The sequence below is a fragment of the Micropruina sonneratiae genome (assembly GCF_025972045.1).
GTDB lineage: Bacteria > Actinomycetota > Actinomycetes > Propionibacteriales > Propionibacteriaceae > Micropruina > Micropruina sonneratiae.
On sequence record NZ_JAPDHX010000009.1, the window covers coordinates 14,150 to 37,581 of the forward strand.

At 70.7% G+C, this 23,432-nt stretch carries 18 protein-coding genes; 8 read left to right on the plus strand and 10 right to left on the minus strand.

Going from position 1 to position 23,432, the window contains the following annotated elements; translation table 11 throughout:
• Positions 1 to 18: 18 nt before the first annotated feature.
• Positions 19 to 2,778, minus strand: a complete 2,760-nt coding sequence (gene ppc, locus OIE40_RS16290; protein ID WP_264704007.1) for a phosphoenolpyruvate carboxylase — start codon at positions 2,776 to 2,778, stop codon at positions 19 to 21.
• 45 nt (positions 2,779 to 2,823) lie between these two features.
• Between ppc and OIE40_RS16295 the strand changes: the two genes are divergently transcribed.
• The gene (locus OIE40_RS16295) at positions 2,824 to 2,973 is read left to right on the plus strand and encodes a hypothetical protein (protein WP_264704008.1); all 150 of its coding nucleotides are present in this window, start codon (positions 2,824 to 2,826) and stop codon (positions 2,971 to 2,973) included.
• A gap of 97 nt (positions 2,974 to 3,070) precedes the next feature.
• Here OIE40_RS16295 and OIE40_RS16300 read toward each other — a convergent pair whose 3' ends face one another.
• The 4 genes from OIE40_RS16300 to OIE40_RS16315 form a co-directional block, all read right to left on the minus strand.
• Positions 3,071 to 3,718: a response regulator gene (locus tag OIE40_RS16300; RefSeq protein ID WP_264704010.1), complete on the minus strand. Its 648-nt coding sequence runs from the start codon at positions 3,716 to 3,718 to the stop codon at positions 3,071 to 3,073.
• Positions 3,715 to 4,821 (minus strand): sensor histidine kinase, encoded by a 1,107-nt coding sequence (locus OIE40_RS16305; protein ID WP_264704012.1) that lies wholly within the window; start codon positions 4,819 to 4,821, stop codon positions 3,715 to 3,717. The genes OIE40_RS16300 and OIE40_RS16305 overlap by 4 nt, the downstream gene beginning before the upstream one ends.
• The gene (locus OIE40_RS16310; RefSeq protein WP_264704014.1) at positions 4,821 to 5,312 is read right to left on the minus strand and encodes a hypothetical protein; all 492 of its coding nucleotides are present in this window, start codon (positions 5,310 to 5,312) and stop codon (positions 4,821 to 4,823) included. The genes OIE40_RS16305 and OIE40_RS16310 overlap by 1 nt, the downstream gene beginning before the upstream one ends.
• Positions 5,313 to 5,397: 85 nt before the next feature.
• Positions 5,398 to 7,965, minus strand: coding sequence for a glycogen/starch/alpha-glucan phosphorylase (locus OIE40_RS16315; protein ID WP_264704016.1), 2,568 nt, complete (start codon positions 7,963 to 7,965; stop codon positions 5,398 to 5,400).
• 86 nt (positions 7,966 to 8,051) lie between these two features.
• Between OIE40_RS16315 and OIE40_RS16320 the strand changes: the two genes are divergently transcribed.
• Positions 8,052 to 9,692: an FAD-binding dehydrogenase gene (locus OIE40_RS16320; RefSeq protein WP_264704017.1), complete on the plus strand. Its 1,641-nt coding sequence runs from the start codon at positions 8,052 to 8,054 to the stop codon at positions 9,690 to 9,692.
• Positions 9,693 to 9,698: 6 nt separating this feature from the next.
• Here OIE40_RS16320 and OIE40_RS16325 read toward each other — a convergent pair whose 3' ends face one another.
• A complete protein-coding gene (locus OIE40_RS16325; RefSeq protein ID WP_264704018.1) occupies positions 9,699 to 10,739 on the minus strand; it encodes a TIR domain-containing protein in 1,041 nt (346 codons plus the stop codon).
• A 130-nt stretch (positions 10,740 to 10,869) separates the two neighbouring features.
• On the opposite strand from OIE40_RS16325, the gene OIE40_RS16330 reads away from it, so the two are divergent.
• On the plus strand, positions 10,870 to 12,036 hold the full coding sequence (locus OIE40_RS16330) for a PQQ-dependent sugar dehydrogenase (protein WP_264704019.1): 1,167 nt from the start codon (positions 10,870 to 10,872) through the stop codon (positions 12,034 to 12,036).
• A 2-nt stretch (positions 12,037 to 12,038) separates the two neighbouring features.
• Here the strand turns inward: OIE40_RS16330 and OIE40_RS16335 are convergent, their stop codons facing one another.
• A complete protein-coding gene (locus OIE40_RS16335) occupies positions 12,039 to 12,725 on the minus strand; it encodes a hypothetical protein (protein ID WP_264704020.1) in 687 nt (228 codons plus the stop codon).
• A 183-nt stretch (positions 12,726 to 12,908) separates the two neighbouring features.
• Between OIE40_RS16335 and OIE40_RS16340 the strand changes: the two genes are divergently transcribed.
• From OIE40_RS16340 to OIE40_RS16355, 4 genes are read left to right on the plus strand one after another with little or no spacing between them, the layout of a single operon-like run.
• A complete protein-coding gene (locus OIE40_RS16340; protein ID WP_264704022.1) occupies positions 12,909 to 14,441 on the plus strand; it encodes a xylulokinase in 1,533 nt (510 codons plus the stop codon).
• 16 nt (positions 14,442 to 14,457) lie between these two features.
• Entirely contained in the window at positions 14,458 to 15,495 is a 1,038-nt protein-coding gene (locus tag OIE40_RS16345; RefSeq protein WP_264704024.1) for a zinc-dependent alcohol dehydrogenase, read from the plus strand.
• 11 nt (positions 15,496 to 15,506) lie between these two features.
• Positions 15,507 to 16,151, plus strand: a complete 645-nt coding sequence (locus OIE40_RS16350) for a class II aldolase/adducin family protein (protein WP_264704026.1) — start codon at positions 15,507 to 15,509, stop codon at positions 16,149 to 16,151.
• A gap of 22 nt (positions 16,152 to 16,173) precedes the next feature.
• Positions 16,174 to 17,214 (plus strand): NAD(P)H-dependent glycerol-3-phosphate dehydrogenase, encoded by a 1,041-nt coding sequence (locus OIE40_RS16355; RefSeq protein ID WP_264704028.1) that lies wholly within the window; start codon positions 16,174 to 16,176, stop codon positions 17,212 to 17,214.
• A gap of 11 nt (positions 17,215 to 17,225) precedes the next feature.
• On the opposite strand, the gene OIE40_RS16360 is transcribed toward OIE40_RS16355, so the two are convergent.
• The 3 genes from OIE40_RS16360 to OIE40_RS16370 all read right to left on the minus strand — a co-directional run bounded on the left by OIE40_RS16360 (position 17,226) and on the right by OIE40_RS16370 (position 22,074).
• Positions 17,226 to 17,603 carry a hypothetical protein gene (locus OIE40_RS16360; protein ID WP_264704030.1) on the minus strand — a complete coding sequence of 126 codons (378 nt, stop codon included), beginning with the start codon at positions 17,601 to 17,603 and terminating at the stop codon, positions 17,226 to 17,228.
• A gap of 144 nt (positions 17,604 to 17,747) precedes the next feature.
• A complete protein-coding gene (locus OIE40_RS16365) occupies positions 17,748 to 21,167 on the minus strand; it encodes a PPi-type phosphoenolpyruvate carboxykinase family protein (protein ID WP_264704032.1) in 3,420 nt (1,139 codons plus the stop codon).
• 61 nt (positions 21,168 to 21,228) lie between these two features.
• A complete protein-coding gene (locus OIE40_RS16370) occupies positions 21,229 to 22,074 on the minus strand; it encodes a 1-acyl-sn-glycerol-3-phosphate acyltransferase (protein ID WP_264704034.1) in 846 nt (281 codons plus the stop codon).
• A 189-nt stretch (positions 22,075 to 22,263) separates the two neighbouring features.
• On the opposite strand from OIE40_RS16370, the gene OIE40_RS16375 reads away from it, so the two are divergent.
• A partial coding sequence (locus OIE40_RS16375; protein ID WP_264704037.1) for a carbohydrate-binding protein occupies positions 22,264 to 23,432 on the plus strand: 1,169 nt, incomplete at its 3' end.

A 23,432-nucleotide genomic window follows, 5' to 3' on the forward strand; every position in this document is an offset into this window, starting at 1 on the left:
GAGGCCCGAGCTTTCCGGCTAGCCGGTGTTGCGCAAGCCGGCGGCGACACCGTTCACGGCCAGCAGCAGAGCGCGCTCCAGTTGCGGGTCTCGGTCACCGGCGCGCAGCCGGGCCAGCATCGCCACCTGCAGGTAGCTGACCGGGTCGAGGTAGGCGTCCCGGACGCTGAGCGTGCGCCGCAGGATGGGCTGGCTGTCCAGCAACTCGTCCTCGCCGGTGATCGCCAGCACCGCGGCCACCGTCTTGTCGTACTCGGCCTGGATGGTGTCGAAGACGTGGTGCAGGGAGGGGTCGACCAAAGAGTTCACGTAGTGCCGGGCGACGTCCAGCCGGGTCTTGGTGAGCATCATCTCGACGTTCGACACGAAGGTGCGGAAGAAGTGCCACTGGTCGTACATCTCGGCCAGTTGCGGGCCGTGGCCGGCAGCCACCGCGGCGTCCAAGCCGCTGCCGACGCCGAACCAGCCCGGCACGATCTGCCGCGACTGCATCCAGCCGAACACCCACGGGATGGCGCGCAGACCACCCAGGCCGGCGCCGCTGTCGGGCCGTTTCGAGGGCCGCGACCCCAGCTTCAGCGCGCCGAGCTGGTCGACCGGGGTGGACTGCCAGAAGTAGGCGGACAGGTCCGGGTCGTCGACCAGCCCGCGGTAGGCGACGAAGGCGGCGTCCGAGATGGACTGCATGGTGTCGTCCCACTCGGCGAGTTGCTCGGGGCTCTGGCGCGAGGTGAGGTGCAGGGTGCTCGCCTCGAGCACGGCCGCCAGCGTCAATTCGAGGTTCTCCCGCGCCAGCGCGGGCAGGGTGTACTTGTCGCTGATCACCTCGCCCTGCTCGGTGACCTTGATCTGCCCGCGCAGCGACCCGTACGGCTGGGCCAGGATCGCCTCGTGGGTCGGCCCGCCGCCGCGTCCGACGGTGCCGCCGCGGCCGTGGAACAGCCGCAACTGGACGCCGTGCGTGGCCGCCACGTCGCGCAGCACCCGCTGCGCCCGATGGATCTCCCACTGGCTGGTGGCGATGCCGGCGTCCTTGTTGCTGTCGGAGTAGCCGAGCATGACCTCCTGGACGTCGCCGCGCAGCTTGACCAGCGCTCGGTACGACGGGTCGGCCAGCAGCTTGCCGAGGATGTCCCCGGCCGTGCGCAGCTCGGCGACGGTCTCGAGCAGCGGCACGAAGCCGACGGTGGCGAAGTTCTCATGCACGTCGACCAGGCGTGCCTCCCGGGCCAGCAGCACGGCCGCCAGGAGGTCGTCGGCGCCCCGGGTCATCGACACGATGTAGCTCTCGATGCAGGCCCGTCCGTAACGCTCGTGCGCGGTCGCGATGGCCTCGAAGGTGGCGTAGGTGCGGGTCCCGTCGGCGTCCAGCGGTGGCGGTGTCGGGGCCAGCGGACGCCGGCGGGCCAGTTCGGCGGTGAGCACCACGAACCGCTCGTCGGCGTCCAGGTCGGCGTAGGGGACGCCGAGTTCGCCGAGCCGGTCGAACAGCTGCCCCAGCGCGTGGTGGTGTTTCTCGGAGTGCTCCCGGACGTCCATCCGGGCCACGCCCAGACCGAAGGCGCTCACGGTCCGGATCAGCCGGGTCAGCAGGCCACCGGCCAGCAGCTCGGCCTGGTTGGCGATCAGCGAACTGCGGACCAGTTCGAGGTCGGCGAGGATGCGGCTGGGGCCCCGGTAGTCGTGACCGGGGTGGTGCGGCAGCTCCTCGACCAGCCGGCGGCGGGTGTTGACCAGCTTCTGCCGCACGCAGTGCAGCTTGAGCCGGTAGGGCTCCTCGACGTGGATGCGGCGGACGTGCGCGTCGAGTTCGGGCAGCGCGGCCAGGTCGGTCTCGAGGCTGGCCTGCAACTCGGGGCTGACCCGGCGCAGCCTGCTGGAGGTGGACACCTCGCCGATGACGGCGTCCAGTTCGGTCAGCAGGACGCCGATGCCGACCAGGTGCTGGCGCTCCAGGACCTGCAGGGTGGTGTCGGCGGTGACGTTGGGGTTGCCGTCGCGGTCGCCGCCGATCCAGTTGCCGAGCGCGAGCGGGGCGGCGGTGATCGGCAGGTAGCCGCCCTGCGCGCTGACCTCGTCGGCCAGGTCGTCGAGCAGTTCGGGCACGGTCTCGGCCATCAGCGCCGCGGCGTAGAACAGCACGTTGCGGGCCTCGTCCTCGACCGTCGGCTGGTCGACGCGCAGCTCGTCGGTCTGCCACAGCGTCTCGATCACCCGGGTCAACTCGCGGTCGCGGACGCGGGCGGACCGCTCGGTCAGTTCGGACGGGGCGGCGAGCAGCGCCTCCCCGACCCGCCGCAGCTGGATCAGCGTCGTCCGGCGGCTCGCCTCGGTCGGGTGCGCGGTGAACACGGGCCGCACCTGCAACTTGGCCAGCGCGGTGGTCAGCGCCGGGGGACCGAGCTCCTCGGCCACCTTGGCGACGGCCCGGGCCAGCCAGCCGGTGTTCTCGGGACGCTCCCCGAACCCCCGGATGCGGGCCACCTGCTCGGCGATGTTCGCCAGGTGGAAGTAGGTTCGGAACGCCCTGATCAGGTTGACCGCGGTGGGCAGGTCGGCGGTGCTGAGCCGCTTGGTGAGGGTCTGCTGCGCCTGTCGGTCGCCGCCGAGCGCCTGGCGCGACAGCGCCCGGATCTCCTCGATCTGTTCGACCAGTTCGGGCGACTCCTGTCGGGCCAGGGTTTCGCCCAGCAGCTCGCCGAGCCGGCGGATGTCGCGGCGCAGCTGCGCATCGTCCGGTTCGTCGAGGAAGCCGGGGGCGGTGGCGGCATCGGTCACGGGGCCCTCCTGGTGCGGTCGTCGGCCGGGGACAACGCCGTCCGGGTGCCGAACAGGCTAGCCGCAGGCCCGCGCCGGGCACCGGCCGTCTCGACCGACGGCGCTCAGGACTTCTTCACCGCGATCACCACGCACCGGTTCTTGGCCTTGTTAGCCTTCGACGTGTTCGGCGCCGCCGGCACCGTCTCGCCGTAACCGCGGGACGTGACCCGGGACGGGTCGATGCCCGGCTGATCAGATAATCGGCCGACGACGCGGTGGCGTCGGGGGTGGCCGACGCGCTGGCGCGCTCTCAGCGCACCACGACCAGTCCCGAGGTGAACGCCAGCGCGGTGGCCTGGGCCCGGTCGCGGCACCCCGTCTTGAACAGGATCCGCGACACGTGGGTCTTGATCGTGCCGACCCCGACGTACAGCCGTTGCGCCAACTCGGCGTTGCTCAGCCCCTGCGCCAGCAACGCCAGCACCTCGCGCTCGCGGCCGGTCAGCCGGGCCACCACGGCGTCCGGACTGCCGGGGACGGGGAGGGCGGCCAGCGCCGCCAACACCTGCCCGGCCACCGCCGGGTCGAGCCAGGTCTCGCCGGCCGCCAGTTGCCGCACCGCCCGGGCGAGATCGCCGACGTTGCGCTTCAGCAGGTAGCCCGACGCCCCGGCGCGCAGCGCCAGCAGCACGTCCGGGTCGCCTTCGAAGGTGGTCAGCACCAGCACTGGCGGGGCGTCCGGCAGCGCACACACCGCACGGGTGGCCGTCACCCCATCGAGGCGCGGCATCCGCAGGTCCATCACCAGCACGTCGGGCCGGGCGGCGGTCACCACGCCCACCGCCTCGTCACCGTCTGCGGCCAGGCCGACGACGTCGAGGTCGGGTTCGGCCGACAGCACCGCCGCGACACCGGCGCGGATCAGCGGGTCGTCCTCGACGAGGGCGACCCTGGTCACCGGACGCCGACCGGGACGCGGGCGGCCAGCCGGAAGCCATCGCGGACGGCGCCCGACTCGAGCGCACCACCCAGCCCGCGCAGTCGCTCCTGCAGCCCGGCGAGGCCACGGCCGCCGGTCGCCGGCAACGCGGGGCGTGCGGCGGTGTGACGCGGCGGCTCGTCCACCACGGACGCCGCCAGCTCGGCGGCCCTCCAGTCCAGCGTGACGAAGCAGCGGGTGCCCGCGGGGGCGTACTTGAGCGTGTTGGTGATGCCCTCCTGCACGGCCCGGTAGACGGCGGTCTGGGCGGCTCGCGCCAGCTCGTGCCGCACCCCGGTCTCGGTGAAGCTCACCTGCAGGCCGGCCTCGGCGGCCAGGGCCAGCAGGCCGGGCAGGTCGGCCAACTGGGGGCCGTCCGCGGCGTCCGGGTCACGCGGCATCAGCCGCAGCAGCTGCTGGATCTCCTCCATCGCCCGGCGCGCGCCGGCCTCGATGCCCTGCAGCGACGACGGTGCGGACGCCCGGGCCGCCGCGGCCTGGACGAGCACCGCGGTGATCGTGTTCGCCACCCCGTCGTGCAGCTCACGTGCCAGCTCGACCCGCTGCCGGTGCGCCTCCTCGGCACGCAGCCGGTCCTGGTCGGCCTGCCACGCCCGCAGCTGCGCGGCGCGCCGGTACAGCCGGCGTCCGGTGAGCCAGGCGGCGGCTCCGGCGGCGAGGTTGAGCGCGCCGGCCTGCGCCAGGCCGGCGGCGTCGAGGTCGCCGATCCGGGACAGTGCCAGGGTGTGGGCCAGCAGCGGTGCGGCCGCCAGCCAGCCCAGCCGGGCCCGGGCCGCCGGCAGGGTGCCGGCCACCGCGAAGACCGCCACCAACAGGCCGGCGACGGGCTGCCACAGCGGCACGCCGAGGCAGACCAGCGCGAACCCGAGCTGCACGGCGAGCACGCCCAGCGGCCGGGTGCGCCGCCACCACAGCGACACGTGCACGACGACGGTCAGCACGATCGGCAGCCACCACGGCAGCTGACCGCCGTCGGCGGTGCGCAGCTCGCCGTCCCAGAACACCAGGTCGACGGCGATCGCGGCGCCGACCACCGACAGGTTGCGCAGCGCGGGCGGCATCAGTGCGTCTTGCACATCGACAGGAACGGGAAGATCACGCACCAGCCGCTGGCGGGGCTGGCGCCCGGCGGCAGCGTCGAGGGGGGCAGCGGGGCGGTGGTCGGCGTGCTCAACTCGACCGCCCACACGTCCAGGTCCTCGGGGGTGTCACCGGGCCGGTGCCCGAAGCCGGCCACGGCGCGGGCGTCGGTGCCGGTCGTACCGGCACCGGTGACCCAGGCGAAACCGACCTGGACGGGGACGGCCCCGGCCCGCAGCGCCGTGGCAGTGTCAGGGTCGGCGATCACGAAGCGCGGGCTGGGCGCCACACCACCGGCCAGGGCGGCGCCGCCGAGCACGCTGACGGAGCTGTCACGGCGGCGGCGTCCGTACACCGCGACTAACACCTCGACCGGTTGCTCGTCGTCGGTCTCGGTGGTCTGCCGGATGGGACCGACGACGGTCTCGATCTGCCTGATGACCTTCCGGAATCGCTTCGCCTTGTTCACCATTGGGGGCTCCTCGTTCGGATTCCCTCAGGTGTACGTCGGCTCTCCCGTTGATACGATCCGGCCGCCCTGCGCGGCCGGACCGCCCTCACAGCGCCGGGTTGGCGTGCCAGATCTTCTTGATGTAGTCCTTCATCGAGCGGTCCGAGGAGAAGAAGCCGCAGCGGGCGATGTTCAGGATCGCCGACTTCGCCCAGGCGTCCGGATCGGCGTAGGACGCGTCCACCCGCTTCTGCGCCTCGATGTACGAGCCGAAGTCGGCCATCGCCATGAACCGGTCGTTGTGCACCAGGTTCGACACGACCGGCTCGAAGGTACGGGTGTCGCCGTCGGAGAAGTGGCCCGACGCGATCAGGTCCAGGGTGGCCTTGAGCAGCGGATCCGACTCGTAGTACTCGCCCGGGTGGTAGCCCTTGGCGCCCAGTTCGGCGACCTCCGGTTCGGACATGCCGAACAGGAAGAAGTTGTCGTCGCCGACCAGTTCGCGGATCTCGACGTTCGCGCCGTCGTCGGTGCCGATGGTGAGCGCACCGTTGAGGGCGAACTTCATGTTGCCGGTGCCGGACGCCTCCATGCCGGCCAGGGAGATCTGCTCGGACAGGTCGGCCGCCGGGATCAGCCGCTCGGCCAGGGTGACGTTGTAGTTGGCCGGGAAGAACACCTTGAGCCGGTCCTCGACCAGCGGATCGTTGTTGACCACCGAGCCCACGGCGTTGATCAGGTGGATGATCTGCTTGGCCATCCGGTAGCCGGGGGCCGCCTTGGCGCCGAAAACGAACGCCCGCGGGGTCACCTCCGACGCCTTCACCTTGCCCGAGATGATCTGCTCGTACAGCGCCACGATGTGCAGCAGTTTCAGCGTCTGCCGCTTGTACTCGTGCAGCCGCTTCACCATCACGTCGAGCATCCGGTCGGTCGGCAGCTCGATGCCGTCACGCACCCGCAGCCGGTCCCGCAGCCGGATCTTGTTGGCGTGCTTCGCCTCGCCGAACAGCCGGCGGAACTCGTCGTCCTCGGCCAGCGGGGCGAGCTCCTGCAGCCGGTCGAGATCTGTCACCCAGCCCGGCCCGATGGCGTCGGTGATCAGGTCGGAGAGGTGCGGGTTCGCCAGCTTCATGAACCGTCGCGGCGTCACCCCGTTGGTGACGTTGGTGAATTTGTCCGGCCACAGCTCGGCGAAGTCGTTGAGCACCTTGTCGCGCAGCAACTGGCTGTGCAGGGCGGCGACGCCGTTCACCTTGATGCCGGCGACGGTGGCCAGGTAGGCCATCCGAACGCCACGGTCGGGGTACTCGGCGATGATCGACATGCGGCCCAGCCGCAGGTAGTCGTCCGGCCAGGTCTCGCGGACCAGCTCGAGGAACTCGGTGTTGATCCGGTAGATGATCTCGAGATGCCGCGGCAGCAGGCGTCCGAGCAGCTCGACCGACCACACCTCGAGCGCCTCGGGCAGCAGGGTGTGACAGGTGTAGGCGAAGCACTTGGAGGTGACCGCCCAGGCCTCGTCCCAGTCGAAGCCGCGCTCGTCGATCAGGATGCGCATCAGTTCGGGCACCGCGATCACCGGGTGGGTGTCGTTGAGCTGGAAGATCACCCGCTCGTCGAGGTTGTGCAGGTCGAAGTCCTCGCCCTGGTTGTCGATGAAGTCACGCAGCGAGCAGGCCACGAAGAAGTACTGCTGCTGCAGCCGCAGCTCCTTGCCCTGCGGGGTGGAGTCCTCCGGGTAGAGCACCTTGGAGATGTTCTCGGCGAAGGTCTGGGCACGCACCGCCTGGGCGTAGTCGCCGGCGTTGAAGATGCTCAGGTCGAACGCCTGGGTGGCCTGCGCGCTCCACAGCCGCAGCGTGTTCACCCGGCCGTTGAGGTAGCCGGGAACCATGATGTTGTAGGGGACGCCGAGCACGTTCCACTCCGGGTTCCAGCGGGTGCGCTCGACCCCCTCGTCGTCGGTCCAGGTCTCGGTGCTGCCGCCGAAGTGGACGCGTATCGCGGCCTCGGGGTGGGCGATCTCCCACGGGTTGCCGAGTGCCAGCCACGAGTCGGGCTGCTCGACCTGTTCGCCGTCGACGAAGGTCTGCCGGAAGATGCCGTACTCGTAGCGGATGCCGTAGCCGACGCAGGGCACGTTCATGGTGGCCAGCGAGTCGATGAAGCAGGCCGCCAGCCGGCCCAGGCCGCCGTTGCCGAGCCCCGGCTCCACCTCCTGGGCGCGCAGCGTCGTCAGGCTCAGGCCGCACGAGTGCAGGGCCTTCTCGGCGATGTCGTTGAGGTCTGCGGCGAGCAGGTTGTTGCCCAGCTGCCGGCCCAGCAGGTATTCCGCCGACAGGTAGGCCACCGACTTGGGGTAACCCTCCCGCTGCTTGCGGCCCGTCTCGAGCCAGCGGGCGGTCAGGTAGTTGCGCACGGTGTGCGCCAGCGCCGTGTACTGGTCGTTGATCGACGAGCGGGACAGGGCCACGCCCTGGTCGGTGTTCAGTTCGTGCAGGAACTCCTTGACGAACCCGTCGACGGTGTGCGGCGGCGGGGTGACCGGCGCTACGGCCAGGGGGTGCGTCTGCTGGAACTCCACCCCGCGGCGGTAGATGCCGACGGCGGGCGTCTCGTCGGCGGGGAAGGCAGGCGTGGGAGCTGACTGCGGCGATTCTGCTTCAGACATGCGGCATACGCTATCGGCCCATTGTTACGAGCAGCGTTACGACCACGATTCGCCGCGGGGCGGCACAGTTGTCCGCATGGATGCGGATGTGGTGGGTCATCGGGGCCGGACTGGCCGGGCTGGCGGCGGCGGCCGAGGCGGCCGAAGCGGGGCGGTCGGTGCTGGTGCTCGACCAGGAGGGCGAGCAGTCGCTGGGCGGCCAGGCGCACTGGTCGTTCGGCGGGCTGTTCCTGGTCGACTCGCGTGAGCAGCGCCGGCTCGGCGTGCGCGACTCGCTCGAGCTGGCCCGGCACGACTGGTTCGGCAGCGCCGGGTTCGACCGGCCCGAGGACCACTGGCCGCGCCGCTGGGCCGAGGCCTACCTCGACTTCGCCGCCGGTGAGAAGCGCGCCTGGCTGCGGCAGTTGGGGGTGCGCCTCTTCCCGATCGTCGGCTGGGCCGAACGCGGCGACCTGACCCCGGACGGCCACGGCAACTCGGTGCCCCGGTTCCACATCGTCTGGGGCACCGGGCCCGGCGTGCTGGAGCCGTTCCTGCGCCGCTGCGCCGCAATGGTGGACGCCGGACGGCTGCGGTTCGGGTTCCGGCACCGGGTCGACGAGCTGGTGCTGGCCGACGGCCGGGTGAGCGGCGTCCGCGGCGTGGTGCTGGAGCCCACCGAGGTGCCGCGCGGGGTGGCGTCCAGCCGGGTCGTGCGGCAGGCGTTCGAGCTGTCCGCGGGGGCGGTGGTGGTCGCCTCGGGCGGCATCGGCGGCAACCTCGACCTGGTCTGGGCCGCCTGGCCCGACCGGTTGGGGACGCCTCCGGCGTCGATGGTGGCGGGTGTCCCGGCCCACGTCGACGGCCGGATGATCGGCATCGCCGAGGCGTCCGGGGCGCGGGTGATCAACCGCGACCGGATGTGGCACTACACCGAGGGACTGCACAACTGGAACCCGGTGTGGGCAGGACACGGCATCCGCATCCTGCCCGGGCCTTCGTCGCTGTGGCTGGACGCCCACGGCAACCGGCTGTCGGCGCCCTGCTACCCCGGTTTCGACACGCTCGGCACGTTGCGGCACCTGCGCGGCACCGGTGCCGACCACTCCTGGTTCGTGCTCACCCAGCAGGTGATCGAGAAGGAGTTCGCACTGTCCGGTTCGGAGCAGAACCCGGACCTGACGGGGCGATCGATCCCGCTGCTGCTGAAGCGGGTGCTGCCCGGCGCGCCCGGCCCGGTGGAGGCGTTCAAGCGGTTCGGCGCCGACTTCGTGGTCGCCGCCGACCCGGCCGAGCTGGTGGCCGGAATGAACCGGCTCGCGCCCGAACACCCGATCGGGCTGGACGCCCTGCGGGCCCTGCTCGCCGAGCACGACGCCGAGGCGCTGGTCGAGCGACCCACCGACCCGCAACAGCGGGCGATCCGCAAGGCCCGGCAGTACCTGGGTGACAAGCTGATCCGGGTGGCGAAACCACACGCCTTCGACGATCCGGCCAACGGACCGTTGATCGCGGTGAAGCTGCACATCCTGACCCGCAAGACCCTCGGTGGCCTGGAGACCGACCTGAACGCTCGCTGCCTGGGCGCCGATGGCGCGGTGCTGGCGGGGCTCTTCGCGGCGGGGGAGGCGTCCGGTTTCGGGGGCGGCGGAATGCACGGCTACAACGCCCTCGAAGGCACCTTCCTGGGCGGTTGCCTGTTCAGTGGCCGGACCGCGGGCCGCAGCGCGGCGCTCGAGACGGCCTAGCTGCGCTCAGCCGGAGTTGATCGCCCCCCACACGACGAAGCCGAGCACCGTGGCGGCCACCGAGGCCCACAAGGCGGCCTGGCCCAGCTTCTCCTTGCGGACGGCCGCGGCGATCCCGAAGCCGATGCCGGCCAGGCCCACGAAGGGGATGAGCAGCGCCGCCGCGGCCAGCACGAACGCGACCACGGACATCAACCTGGACGTCTTCGGCAGCGGCTCGGGGGACCAGGGGTTGTCGGTGCGGGTCTGGTTGGTCCACTGCCGACCGTCCCAGTAGCGGAGCACGGGCAGGCCGGCAGGGTCGCGGTACCAGCCCGGAGGCGTCTGCTGTTGGGGTTGTGGCTGCGGCTGCGGCTGAGGTTGAGGTTGTGGTTGTGGTGGCTGGGGCTGCGCCACCTCGTCCGGCTGCAGCAGCGCGTCGATCTCGGTGACGGTGCGGTAGGTCACCTCGGGACGTTCCCGCAGCGCGCCCAGCAGGGTCCGGACGTTCGCCCGGACGTTCTCGTTGCGTTCCTCGCGCCACGCCTGCCGCAACTGCAGCAGGATCGAGTCCTGCTCGTGCGCCGACAGCGGGGCCCGTCCGTTGATCGCGGTGCCGAGCAGCATCAGGTACTCGTACGGAGGCGGTGGCGGGGCGGGCAGCGGGTTCGGCAGTGGTTGCCGGTCGTTTTGTCGTTCGTGCAGGGCACGGATCAGTGCGATGCCCGTCGACGCTGTCGGGCTGCGGAAATCGATCGCCTGGTAGGCGAAGATCGCGTGATCCCGCAGGCCGCGGAGGTCGCCGATCTGCACCGGCAGGATCGGCAGCCCCAGGTCGCGGGCGTAGGTCAGCTCGAGCTGGCAGGCGTCCGACTGCAGGGCGTTCTCGGACAACGCGAACACGAAGATCTCGCATTCGCGGATCTGCCGCAGGATCGCCGACCACCAGGCCTCGCCACCGGTTAGGTCCTGGTCGAGCCACACCGTGCTGCCTGCCGATTCCAGATGCCGCACCAGGGAACGGACGGCGTCGCCGTCCACGCTGGCGTGCGAAAGAAAGATGGTCATGCTTCCACTCCCCCGAGATGTCACCGCTGACCGATGACACAGGGTAGGGAGTGCCGTCCCGCCGGCGGAACGGCAATGCGTACAACTGCCCATCATGCCGTCGCAGCCATCGCTCGGGTAGCGTCGACGGATGGCAGCCCGGAAACTTGTCGTCGGCGCGGTGACGGCGCTGGCGCTGACCGCCTGCAGCGCCGAACCCACCACGCCCTCCTCGGAACCCACCCAGCCCTCCTCGCCCGCAGCGTCCAGTCCGGCCGGCAGCGGGTCCGCGACGAGCTTCCCGGCGGGGGAGCGGCTGGCGGGCACGCCGTTCCGGTCCGCCGAGCTGGGCAGCTTCGACGAGCCGTGGGCGATGACCTTCCTGCCCGACTCCCACGACGCCCTGATCACCGAGCGGGGCGGGACGCTGCTGCTGCGCACCGCCGACGGCCGAACGACCGAGGTGGACGGCGTCCCCGACGTCGCCTACGGCGGTCAGGGCGGCCTGGGCGACGTGATCGTGTCCCCCGATTTCGCCTCCGACAAGCTGGTCTACCTGAGTTGGGCGGCCACCGGTGACGGCGGTGCGGGGGCCGAGGTGGGCCGGGGCGCGCTGGTGATCGATGGCGACGGCGCTCGCCTCGACGGCTTCGGCGTCATCTGGCGGCAGCGGCCCAAGACCTCCGGCACCGGCCACTTCGGGCACCGGCTCGCGTTCAGCCCCGACGGGGACAAGCTGTTCGTCACCTCGGGCGAGCGGCAGAAGATGCAGCCTGCGCAGGATTCCGGCAGCGACCTGGGCAAGATCGTCCGGATGAATCCCGACGGCTCCGACGCCGAGCACTGGAGCCTGGGACACCGCAATCCGCTCGGCATCGCCTTCGACGCCGACGGCCGGCTGTGGAGTTCCGAGATGGGTCCCCAGGGCGGCGACGAGCTCAACCTGATCGAGCAGGGCGGCAACTACGGCTGGCCGGAGGCGTCCAACGGCTCGCACTACGGCGGGGGTGAGATTCCCGATCACCGTGCGGGGGACGGCTTCGTCGCCCCGAAGGTGTGGTGGAACCCGTCGGTCTCGCCCGGGTCGCTGATGATCTACTCGGGCTCGAGGTTCCCCGACTGGCAGGGCGACGCGTTCATCGGCGCGCTGTCGGGGGAGGCGTTGATCCGGGTCGACCTGGCCGGCGCGACGGCGTCCAAGGGCGACGAGTGGGACTTCGGCGGCCGCGTCCGCGAGGTCGAACAGGCGCCCGACGGCTCGATCTGGGTACTCATCGACGGTGCCGGTGGCGAGTTGTTGCGCCTGAGCCCGGCCTAGCGTCACTCTCCGACGGCGGGCTCCTCGAACGGGGCCTGGCAGAACAGCGGGTACGGCGCGCAGCCGAGATCGGTGTTCGAGATCCGTTGGGTGCGCTCGACCAGCACGTACGGCGGCGGGCCCGGCACCCCGGCGGGCAGCGGTGTGAAATCGACCGAGCGGGTGCGGCTCGGGTCGGCCGTCGAGTACGGGTCGCAACTGTCGTCGACGTAGCTGACGTGGGCCTGGTCGCGCGCGAACGAGAACAGCCCGCTGCACGGACGCAGGCCCACCTGCTGCCAGCGCGGCCCGAAGCGCTGTTCGGCGTCCGGCAGCGCGGCGATGGACTGCTCCACCTCGTCGATGGACGCCGTGGTCGGGTAGACGGTGACGGTGCGTAGGTGGCACTCCTGCCGCCACCGGGCGACCATCCAGCCCTGGTCGTCGTGGACGATCGCGCAGTAGTAGCCGGTGCGTGAACCGGCCGGCGCACCCAGCACCGACGACAGCAACGCGGCGTCCTCGGCGGTCGTCGCGGCGAAGCCCTCCTGGCCGGCCTCCAGCCCGGCGGCCAGTTCGTCACGCGCCTTTCCCCGCCCGACCACCGGCTGCAGGCTCGCCCACGACAGCCACAGGGCGAGCGCCGCGGCGACGGCGATCAGCAGCACCCAGCCGAACCGCAGGCCTCGGCGGGACGTCGATGAAGGCATTGCGCAACCGTAGGCCTTCGCGGTCTCGACCGGGGCTGCTGGGCGGGTCTCTCACAGAATGTGTGAATTTAGCCACAAGTTCTCACATTGAGTGAGATTTCTCGGCCCGGCCCGTCGTTCAGGTCCTAGGCTCGACGGCGTCCGACACATCGTCGGCTCAACGCCGAGCCGGAAGGGTCAACCATGAGCAGTTCCTTCGATCCGTTGGTCATCGCGATCGACACCTCCACCACCTCGACCAAGGCGATCATCGTCGACGCCAACGGAAACGTGGTGTCGCAGGCGAAGCAGGAGTTCCCGCTGAGCAACCCGCGGACCAGCTTCTACGAACACGACCCGCTGGACTGGTGGAACACCACGAACGGCACCATCGCCAAGGCCATCTCCGGACTGAAGCGGAAGGAGCGGCACCGGATCGAAGCCATGGCGATGACCCACCAGCGTGAGACGTTCGCCCCCTTCGACTCCGACGGCGTCCCGCTGCGGGCCGGCATCATCTGGATGGACGGCCGCGCCACCGACCAGATCCGGCGCTACGGCAGCCCGGAGATCCATGCGCTGTCCGGCAAGCCGGCCGACATCACCCCCGCGCTGTACAAGCTGGCCTGGGTCAAGGAGAACGAGCCGGACGTCCTGCCCGAGGCGTACAAGGTCGTCGACGTGCACGGCTACCTGGTCTTTAAGCTGACCGGACAGTGGGTCAGCTCCGTCGCCTGTGCCGACTCGCTGGGACTGTTCGACATCGCCAAGCAGGACTACGACCCCGGGCTACTCGAGATAGCCGGCGTCCGCCGCGACCAGATGAGCGACCTGAAGAAGCCCGGCGAGATCATCGCCGAGATCGATCCGAGGATCACCCGGGCCTGGGGCCTCGACCACACCATCCCGCTGGTCGCCGGCATGGGTGACGGGCAGGCGGCGGGCATCGGTGCCGCCGCGGTGGCCGCCGACACCATGTACCTCAACCTGGGCACCGCCGTGGTCGCCGGCGTCCACGGTCCCGATTACGCCTACGGCAAGGCGTATCGCACCCTCGCGGCCGGCATTCCGGACTGGTACGACTTCGAGTTGCTGCTCAGTTCGGGCGCCTTCCTGTCGACCTGGTTCCGCGAGGCGCTCGGCAACCCGGCGCTCGGCGCCCGGCCCGATCCCGAGTTGGAGGCGGGTGCGGCCGCGTTGCCGGTCGGCTCGCTCGGGCTGATCACCATGCCGTACTGGAACGCGGTACAGACGCCGCACTGGGACCCGGTGGCCCGCGGCGCGGTCGTCGGCTGGCGCGGCATTCACAACCGCGCTGCGATGTACCGCTCGATCCTTGAGTCGATCGGCCTGGAGATGCGCAACGGCCTGGAGGGACTCGAGGCCGACACCGGCACCAAGGTCACCCAGATCCGTGCGATGGGCGGCGGCACCCGCAGCCCGTTGTGGCGGCAGATCATGACCGACGCGATGGGCGTCCCGATCACCGCGTGCCTGGAGGACGAGATCTCCGCGATGGGTGCGGCCGTTGCCGCCATGTCGATCACCGGCGTCCACGGCGCGCCCGACATCGCCGCCTACGCCGAGAAGATGGCCCAGTTCGGCGACACCACCGAACCTGACCAGGCGAACTACGAGCTGTACGGAGAGGTCGCCGACATCCAGAAGAAGATCTACCCGGCGCTGCGTGACGTGAACGAGGAGATCCACGCGTTCATGGAACGCCACCCCGGCTGATAGGAGAGACCAGCAGATGCGTGCGTGGATGTTCCACGGCCCCGGCGACCTGCGCCTGGAGGATGTCGAACCAGGGCGACCCGGCCCGGGGGAGGTGGCCGTCGAGATCAAGGCCGCCGCCACCTGCGGCACCGACCTGAAGAGTTACCGGCGCGGCCACCCGACGCTGTTCCCGAGCCTGCCGGCCCGGTTCGGCCACGAGTTCGCCGGGGTGGTCACCGAGGTGGGCGAGGGGGTGACGAAGTTCGCGCCGGGTGAGCGGGTGGTTGCGGCCAACACCTGCCCGTGCGGTTCGTGTTGGGCCTGCACCATCGGCCGGGAGTCGCTGTGCGAGAACCTGCAGTACCTCAACGGCGCCTTCGCCGAGCAGATCGTCATTCCGAAGGCGATCGTCGAGCGCAACACCTACACCATCCCGGACACGCTGGCCTTCGAGGCGGCGGCCCCGCTGGAGCCGCTGTCGACGGTGGTGCACGGCATGGCCGAGAGCGGCATCGCACTCGGTGACACCGTGGTGGTCAACGGCGCCGGTCCGATCGGCCAGATGTACATCCGGCTGGCCCAGTTGCGGGGTGCGTCGGTGATCGCCGCCGACTTCTCGCCCGGACGCCTCGCCCAGGCCGCCGAGGCCGGCGCGGTCGCCACCGTCGACCTGGCCGGCCTGGAGACGGTGGCCGACAAGGCGTCCGCGATCCGCGCCGCGACCCCGCACGGACGCGGCGCCGACGTCGCGGTCGAGGCGGTCGGCCTGCCCGAGGTGTGGGAGCAGACCGTCAAGTGCCTGCGGCCGGGCGGCACCGCGGTGCTCTTCGGCGGTCCCAAGGCGGGCTCGACGTTCAGCGTGGACGCCGTCGCCATGCACTACCTGGAGTACAAGCTGGTCGGCGTCTACCATCACGCCCCCCGGTACGTGCAGATCGCGGTCAAGCTGCTCTCGACCGGCCAGTTCGACGGCATGACCCTGTGCAGCGAGGTGCGCGGCCTGGAGGCGCTGATCGATTCGCTGGAGGACATGTCCCGCGGGGTCGGCAGCAAGTACATCCTGAGGCCCTGAGGAGGAACCTGATGCTGTTGGGGAACGAACGTGAGCAGATCGTCGAGGCCTGCCGGTTCATGCAACGCGAGAACCTGGTGGTGGGCACCGCCGGCAACGTGTCGGTGAGGGTCGGCGAGCATGTCGCGATCTCACCCAGCGGCGTGCCGTACGAGGTGATGAGCGCCGCCGACGTGGTGGTCACCGACCTGTCCGGTGCGACGGTGGACGGCTCCCTCACGCCCTCGAGCGAACTGCCGCTGCACCTGGCCGTCTACGCCGCCACCCCGGCGGCCGCGATCACCCACAATCACGCCCCGGCGTCCACCGCGCTGGGGCTGGTCGTCGACGAGATCCCGCCCTCGCACTACTACTCGGCGATGTTCGGCGGGGTGGTGCGGGTGGCGCCGTACGCCCCGTTCGGGACCGACGAGCTGGCGCGCAACGTGGCGGCCGCGCTCGCCGACCGCACCGGCGCGTTGATGGGCAATCACGGCGCGATCACCATCGGCCCGAGCCTCGACAAGGCGTTGTCGCTGTTGCCGTACCTGGAGTACATCTGCGAGATCCAGCTGCGGGCGATGGCGACGAACCTGCCGGTGAAGCTGGTGCCGCCCGACCTGCTGGACGTCGCCGTGGCCGGCATGGCCACCTACGGCCAGCAACCCACCCACTGATCCACGACGAAAGGTTCCACCGATGGCTGTGATGACGATCCTGGGAGCCGGAGCGATGGGCTCCGCGCTCGCCACACCGCTGACGAACGCCGGCTGGGAGACCCGTCTGTGGGGCACCTGGCTCGATGACCACCTGCTGGACGCCTGCGAGGCCGGCAAGCCGCACCCGCGCACGAACGTGCCGCTGGCGTCCGGCACGAAGCTGTACCGCTCCGACCAGCTCGACGAGGCGCTCGAGGGTGCCGACGCGGTGTTCATCGCGGTCGCGTCGGTCGGGGTGCCGAAGGTGACCCAGATGGCGCTCGGGGCGATCTCGCAGGCGTCGGTGGTGCTGTGCACCTCGAAGGGGTTCTGGACCGACCCGAACGGCCGCATCCAGCTGCTGCCGGACGCCATCCGCACCATCGCCGCAGAGAACGGCGCGCTGCTGCCGCCGATCGTCGGGGTCGGCGGGCCGTGCAAGGCGAACGAGGTGGCCGACGGCAAGCCGACCGCCACCATCTACGGCTCCCTGGACGAGGGCACCGCGATCCGGATGGCGCGGGAGATCTCGACCGACGCGTACTGCATCGAGCCGACCACCGACGAGCCCGGCGTCGAGGTCTGTGCCCCGATGAAGAACGTCTACGCGATCGCGCTGGGCATCGCCGACGGCCTCGAGGAGGGCACCGGCTTTCCGCACCACAACCTGAAGTCGGCGATCTTCGCCCAGTCGGTCAAGGAGATGTCGATCGCCTCGGTGGCGCTGGGCGCGCGGCCGGAGACGGCCTACGGGTTGGCCGGAGTCGGCGACCTCGAGGTGACCGGGCTGTCCGGCCGCAACAAGGTGTACGGGGTGCGGATCGGCCGCGGCGAGAACGCGATCGAGGCGCTGGCCGCGATGGAGGCCGCCGAGCAGACCGTCGAGGGCGTCCCGGCCGCCGGGCTGGCGATGACGCTGGCGCAGCAGCAGGAGGGCCTGCTGGAGCAGTTGCCGCTGTTGAAGGCGGTGACGGCGATCATCGCCGGGGCCGAGCACCCCGAGAAGCTGGTGGCCGAGGCGGCGCTGCCGCAACGGCCCTAGGTGGCGCGTCCCTAGTTCGCGCGCGCGACCCAGGGGAAGCGCCGGTCGACCTGCGGGTCGTACAGCGGGACGCCGAGGGCGTCCAGGCACTGGATGGCCGCGTCCATCACCGTCAGGTCCTTCACGTTGTGGAAGGTGAGCACCACGAAGCTGCCGCCGGCGATCCACACGTCGAAGGAGCCGAGCGTGGGATGGGTGAAGTGGTAGGTGTCGGTGCGCCGCCAGGTGCCGTACATGATCGACAGTTCGTCGAGCACCCGGTCGGTCTCGATCGGCGCGACGTCCTTGACCCGTCGGCCCTTGATCAGCTTCAGGTAGGTGCGCCGATCGGCGACACGATTGCTCCGACGGCCGTCCGCGTAGGCCCAGAACGCCAGTTGGTAACTCACAGCGCGAAAGCTAGCGGCATGACCAGTGCTTCAACCGTCGCCACGCGCCGCTCTCAGGCGATCTTTCGGATCGGGTTCGGAACACAGTGTGAGTCTGAACATTGAACTCAATGTCGAGGCTCACACTGTCGTGCCGACCCGCCCTTACAGCGGCTGGCGGCCCAGGGTGCCGACGAGGGCGGCGCGGTAGTCGGCGCTGGAGAACCGGTCGAGCTCGGCCCGGGCGGCGGCGATCCGGCCGGTGATGTGCAGCCGGTCGGCCGCCTCGGCGTTCTCGGGGTGCCCGGCGAAGCCCTCCAAGCGGTCCACGACCGCCTGGGCCCGGCGGGTGGCCAACGCCTGCTTGGAGTCCAGGCGTTCCGCATACCACTGCGACTCCAGCACCGTCTGCCGGTCGAACAGGCAGCGCACCTCGGGGGCGTCCAGATCGTGGCCCTCGGCGGTGACGCCGGTGGCCATGATCTCGAGCAGCGCCTTCAGCGGCGGGATGGCCAGCTCGATGGTGCCGTCGTCGAAGTACGACTGCGCCACCCTGCGGTGGGTCTCGACGATCACGTCCATGCTCTGGGCGTAGACGGCGAGATCCTGCAGCTCGGGCCGCAGCATCTCCGAGGTGAACACCACGTGCGGGTGCAGGAAGATCCGGCCGAAGTACTTGCGGGCGAACTTCTGCGTCATCCGGTGGCCGAGTCGGCTGGCCCGGACCAGGTGGCCGTCGTGCTCGAAGTCCTCCACGCGCTCGAGACAGCCCTCGGCGATCAGGTTGGCGGCCGACCGCTCCGACGGCGTCATCCGCGAGAACACCTCGGGCACCAGCATCGAGATGTCGTGATCGACCCGGACGTTCGGCCCGACGTAGCCGGCGCACGACACCCAGCCGTCGTAGCCGGTCAGCACGTAGGACAGCAGCGCGGCGTTGAGGTCGACGATCGCCGGCATCGCGTTGAACGGGCCCTTGGTCAGCGCACCCTCCGAGCCGGCACCGGTGGTCGAGGGCGACTTGCCGGTCATGGACGAGATGAACTCCATGAACAGCTCGGGCAGTTCCAGGTAGTGCAGCGGGTTGAACGAGCACAGCGGCGGCACCGGGCCGTCCGGCGGGTTGTTGCGGCGTCCGGCCGCCACCACGTCGACGGGCACCGGCAGCGGCGCATGGCTCGGCAGCTTCGCCGCCAGGTGCATGGCCAGGTCGGCCGCCGCCGTCGCCGCGGCGTTGACGACGTCGGGACGCCGCTGCAGGTAGCGCGGGTTCTTCGACGGCTTGCCGTTGACCAGCCTCGGGTTCGCCGACGACACCACGTAGCTGGGGCTGACCTCGTCGGGTTCGTCGGCGAAGCGGGCCAGCAGGTTGCGCATCGGCGCGGTGAACGCGCTGAACGCGACCGCGTCGTCCCGCAGCTCGCGGGCGTCGAAGCGGGTCAGCGGCTCGAAGTTCGACAGGAAGTTGTCCGGCCCCGACATGTCCAGCTCGGTCTGCTTGTCGTAGCCGCGGATGATCGCGTCGTCCGGACGCTGGAACAGCAGGTCCTCGCAGTTCTGCACGTACTTGCGCGACAGCCCGATCGGCCCCTCGGGCACCGCGGTCAGGTGCGCCGGGCCGACGATCGAGGCGGTGATGTCGTCCTCGGTCTGCACCTTCACCGCCGGGTTGAAGTCGTGCCGCAGGCCGAACAGCCGCCACGACCCGTCGGTGTCGAAGCCCACCCGCAGCATGTTCACGTTGATCCGCTCACCGTCGAGCCGCAGGGCGTTGCCCTTGCGGCCGTTCATGATGCCGACGGTGAAGTGGCTGCGCCAATCGGTGCCCCACTCGGGCCGGTAGAACCGCTTCACCACGAAGACCAGTTCCTTGACGTGCTGCGGAATGCTCTCCAGCCACTCGTTGTAGGCGGGGCTGAAGTCGCTGTCGGAGGGAGTGAGCAGCTTGATCACGCTACCCATCGACCGGCTGGAGGAAAGGATCGGCCGGGTGTCGGAGCCGCGCAGCGACTCGTCGGCGAAGCGGTCGGCGTGGTCGCGCTGCAGGATGGCCTCGACGGCGTCCATGTCGGCGTCGTAGTCGGCGACGTAGGCGTTGCCGAAGATGAACGCGTCGGTGATCGCCTTGGAGATCTCGGACTTGCCGCCGCCGGAGACCGTGGACGGCTTGTGGCACGAGGTGACCGTGGCGACGGTCGCCTTGAGGTCCCAGTGCCTGGGGTCGGACGGCGACTGGGCCAGCTGCACCCGGTAGCCGTTGGGCCCGAAGTAGACCTTGTCGGCACGCAGCCGGATGGAACGCTCGCCGGCGGGGGTGCTCCACGACACGGTCATGCTGCGCAGCGAGTAGGTGGGCCGGGCCGGCAGCAGCACATGGCCGGGATGCTCCCGGTCGACGGCGTGCCCCTCCGGCTGCCGGACGAACCGTTCGGGGTCACGGGCGAGCACGTCCTCGAGCCGGTACTCGTCGCCGGCGGACTCGTCGAGGTAGCCACCACCGATGTTGTAGGAGGGGAAGACCAGGGCGCCGCCGGCGTGCTCCTCCTCGACGTTGCCGAACAGGTTCGCCGAGTACGAGATCTGGGTCTTCACCTCCTTCTTGCAGTAGCCGAAGTAGTTGTCGGCGATCACCGTGACCATCACGCCGCGGGCGTCCCGGGCACAGACCTTGAACGCCTGGCCGCCGTTGTACCGCTCATCCGGCCGCGACCAGCACATGCCGTCGCGGCGCTGCCGCTCGGTGGCGTTGTCGACGTGCGGCAGGCCGAGTTCCTTCTTGGTCAGCTTGGTCAGGTGCGGAGCGAGGATGACGCAGCCGGTGGTTCCCGTCCAGGTGCCCGGGTCGAGCGAGGCGTCGTTCTCGGGCAGGTACGGGTCGCCGCCGTTGCCGAAGATGCCCTCGACGAAGTCGAGATTGGCGACCAGCCCGCCGGGCACGATGAACCGGGTCTCCATCCGGCGCTCGGTGGCGTAGCCGGGGACGCCCGGTGAGACCAGCGGACGCAGCAGCAGCGACACGAAGCAGGCGGCCGGGTGGTCGGTGCGGGACAGGTAGGGCAGCACCAGGTCGACCTCCGGCGGTTTGAACGCCTCGGTCAGCAGTCGCGCGAAGACGGCCTTCGGTACCGCGATCTTGTCGTCGTTGATCGGCAGCCCGCCCTCGGCGATGTGGAAGACGCCGGCGGTGGTGCGGCGGTCGTTGGCCGGGTTGTGCAGGACGCCGTTGGCGAGCCGGTAGCTCGACAGCAGTGGCGAGCTGAAAGAATCGCCGTTGACCGGCAGGGACAGCGCCCGGGCCAGCCCGGGCTCGTCCAGCACCAGCGTGCGCCGGGGCAGCTTCGGCGCATCGCCGTCCGCGCCCTGCTCGGCCGGGAAGATGTCCGCCAGATAGTCGTCGAGGAAGGACTGGATGCGCTGGTCGACCGCGCTGTAGCGGTCGGAGAGCCGACGGCTCAGTTCCCGCTGGCGGGCCAGGATGGGCGCGACCAGCTGCGCGCTCCCGGCGTCCTCGGCCTGCGACGGCACGGAGATGCCGACCAGGGCGAGGCGGAGGTTGACGGCGGCGTCGGTGATATCGGGCGACATGACCCCAGTCTCGACCACCGGCGGGACGCTGTCAGGGGGTCCCGGCCAAGTCCCACGATTGTTACCGGGGCGTCCCACGGGTCAGACTGCGCAGCAGCGGCGCGACCCTGGCCACGAGTTCGGCGGTCGGTCGGGGACCGGGCGTGAAGGGTTCACCGACCAGCACTCGCACGTCGGTGTCGTGGTAGCGGTGCAGCATCACCTGCAGGGTGGCGGCGGTCCACTCCCGATCGGCACGGGTACGGGCGCGACGGACGAACCAGGTGCGCAGTGCCCGGGCGGAGAGCACCCCGCCGACGGCGACCGGCAGCAGCAGCAGACCCGGCACCTGCCGCGCCAGCACGTCGGCCGACCGCGACCAGCGCCGCAGCGAGTCCACCGCGCCGGGCGCGACCACCGGGTCGGGCTCGATGCCGCCGGCCGGAAAGCTGAGCAGCGCCCCGCCGTCACGCAGGTGGTCGCGGGCCGGCCGCAGCGTCGCCGTCGGATGCTGGGGGTCGACCCAGATCAGCCGGGACGCCACCGCGGGCAGGGCCCGCAGGAAGGGCCGGTCCAGGGCGACCACCTTCACCTCGGGGCGGGCCTCGAGGACGAGCTGCAGGGCCAGGGCGTCCGCCACCCCGGGATGGTTCGCGGCGACCAGCAGCGGCCCGGACTCGGGCACCAGTTCGCGGCCCTGGATGGTCAGCGACCGGACGAACACGGGCAACTCCGATCGGGCGCCGGCGGCGAGGCCCGCGAGGGCCACCCGGTCGTCGAAGGCGGCGATCCGGTGGCCGAATCGCGCGGCGACCGGGCGCAGCAGGGTCCGCACGGCGATGGCGTCCGGGCGCAGGTGGAAGCCGGCTGCGAGATCGTCGATCGTCGCCTCGGTGAGTGCCTCGACGGTGCTGCGGGCCGGCGCCATGACCGCACCCTACGTGCCGCCGATCTGCCCGCCTGTGTGGAAAACCCCTTGACGCGGCCATGTGAGAGCGCTTTCATGAAGGGACCACCCCCCGGTGTCAAAGGAGACACAATGAGAAACACTGCAGGTGATCGTTCGCGCCCTCACACAGGTTGGAAGCGGCGCGCAGCGGCCGTCGGTGCGGCCCTGGTGCTCGCTGCCACGGCCGGCTCGGCGGGACTGTCGTCGGCTGAAGCGGCCCCCGTGCAGGACGGCTGGACGACGGTCTGGGCCGACGACTTCAACGGTGCCGCGGGCAGCCTGCCCGGGTCCGACTGGCAGATCGACGTGGGCACGTCCTACCCCGGCGGCCCGCCGGCGTGGGGCACCTGGGAGATCCAGACCTACACCGACTCGACGCGCAATCTGTACACCGACGGCAAGGGCAACCTGAACATCAAGCCGCTCAGGGACGCCGACGGCAACTGGACGTCGGCCCGGATCGAAACCAAGCGGTCGAACTTCAAGCCGGCCGCCGGTGCGGTGCTGGCCATCGAGGCCCGCATCCAGATGCCCAACGTGACCGGCGACAAGGCGCTGGGCTACTGGCCCGCGTTCTGGGCGCTCGGCAGCCCGTACCGCGGCAACTGGTGGAACTGGCCCGGCATCGGCGAGCTCGACATCATGGAGAACGTCAACGGGCTCGACCGGGTGTGGGGCGTCCTGCACTGCGGGGTCAACCCCGGCGGCCCCTGCAACGAGACCACCGGCATCGCGGCCAACCGGCCCTGCCCCGGCTCGACGTGCCAGTCGGCCTTCCACACCTACCGCTTCGAGTGGGACCGGTCGACCACGCCCAACCAGCTGCGGTGGTACGTCGACGGCCAGCAGTTCCACAGCGTCAGCCAGGCCGACCTGCCCGCCGACACCTGGACCAGCATGACCCAGCACGAGGGCTACTACGTGCTGCTCAACGTGGCCATGGGCGGTGCCTTCCCGAACGCGCTGGCCGGCCAGACGCCCACCGCGGCGACCGAGCCCGGACATCCCATGGTGATCGACTACGTGGCCGTGCAGTCCAAGGGCGGTGGCGGCACCGATCCCGGCGACCCCGACCCGACCCCCACGGCCACGCCGACCCCCACGCCGACCCCGACGCCGACTCCGACTCCGACGCCGACGTCCACTGCGACGGGTGATCCGTCGGGGTCGGCGTACCGGACGATCGAGGCCGAGGCTGCGTCGGCGTCGAAGGGTGCGACGATCGGGTCGTCCGCGGTGACTGGGTTGGGCAATGGTGACTGGTTGAAGTTCTCCGGTCTGGATTTCGGGTCGACTGCGGCGAACCAGTTCACCGCGAAGGTGGCCTCGGGTGCTGC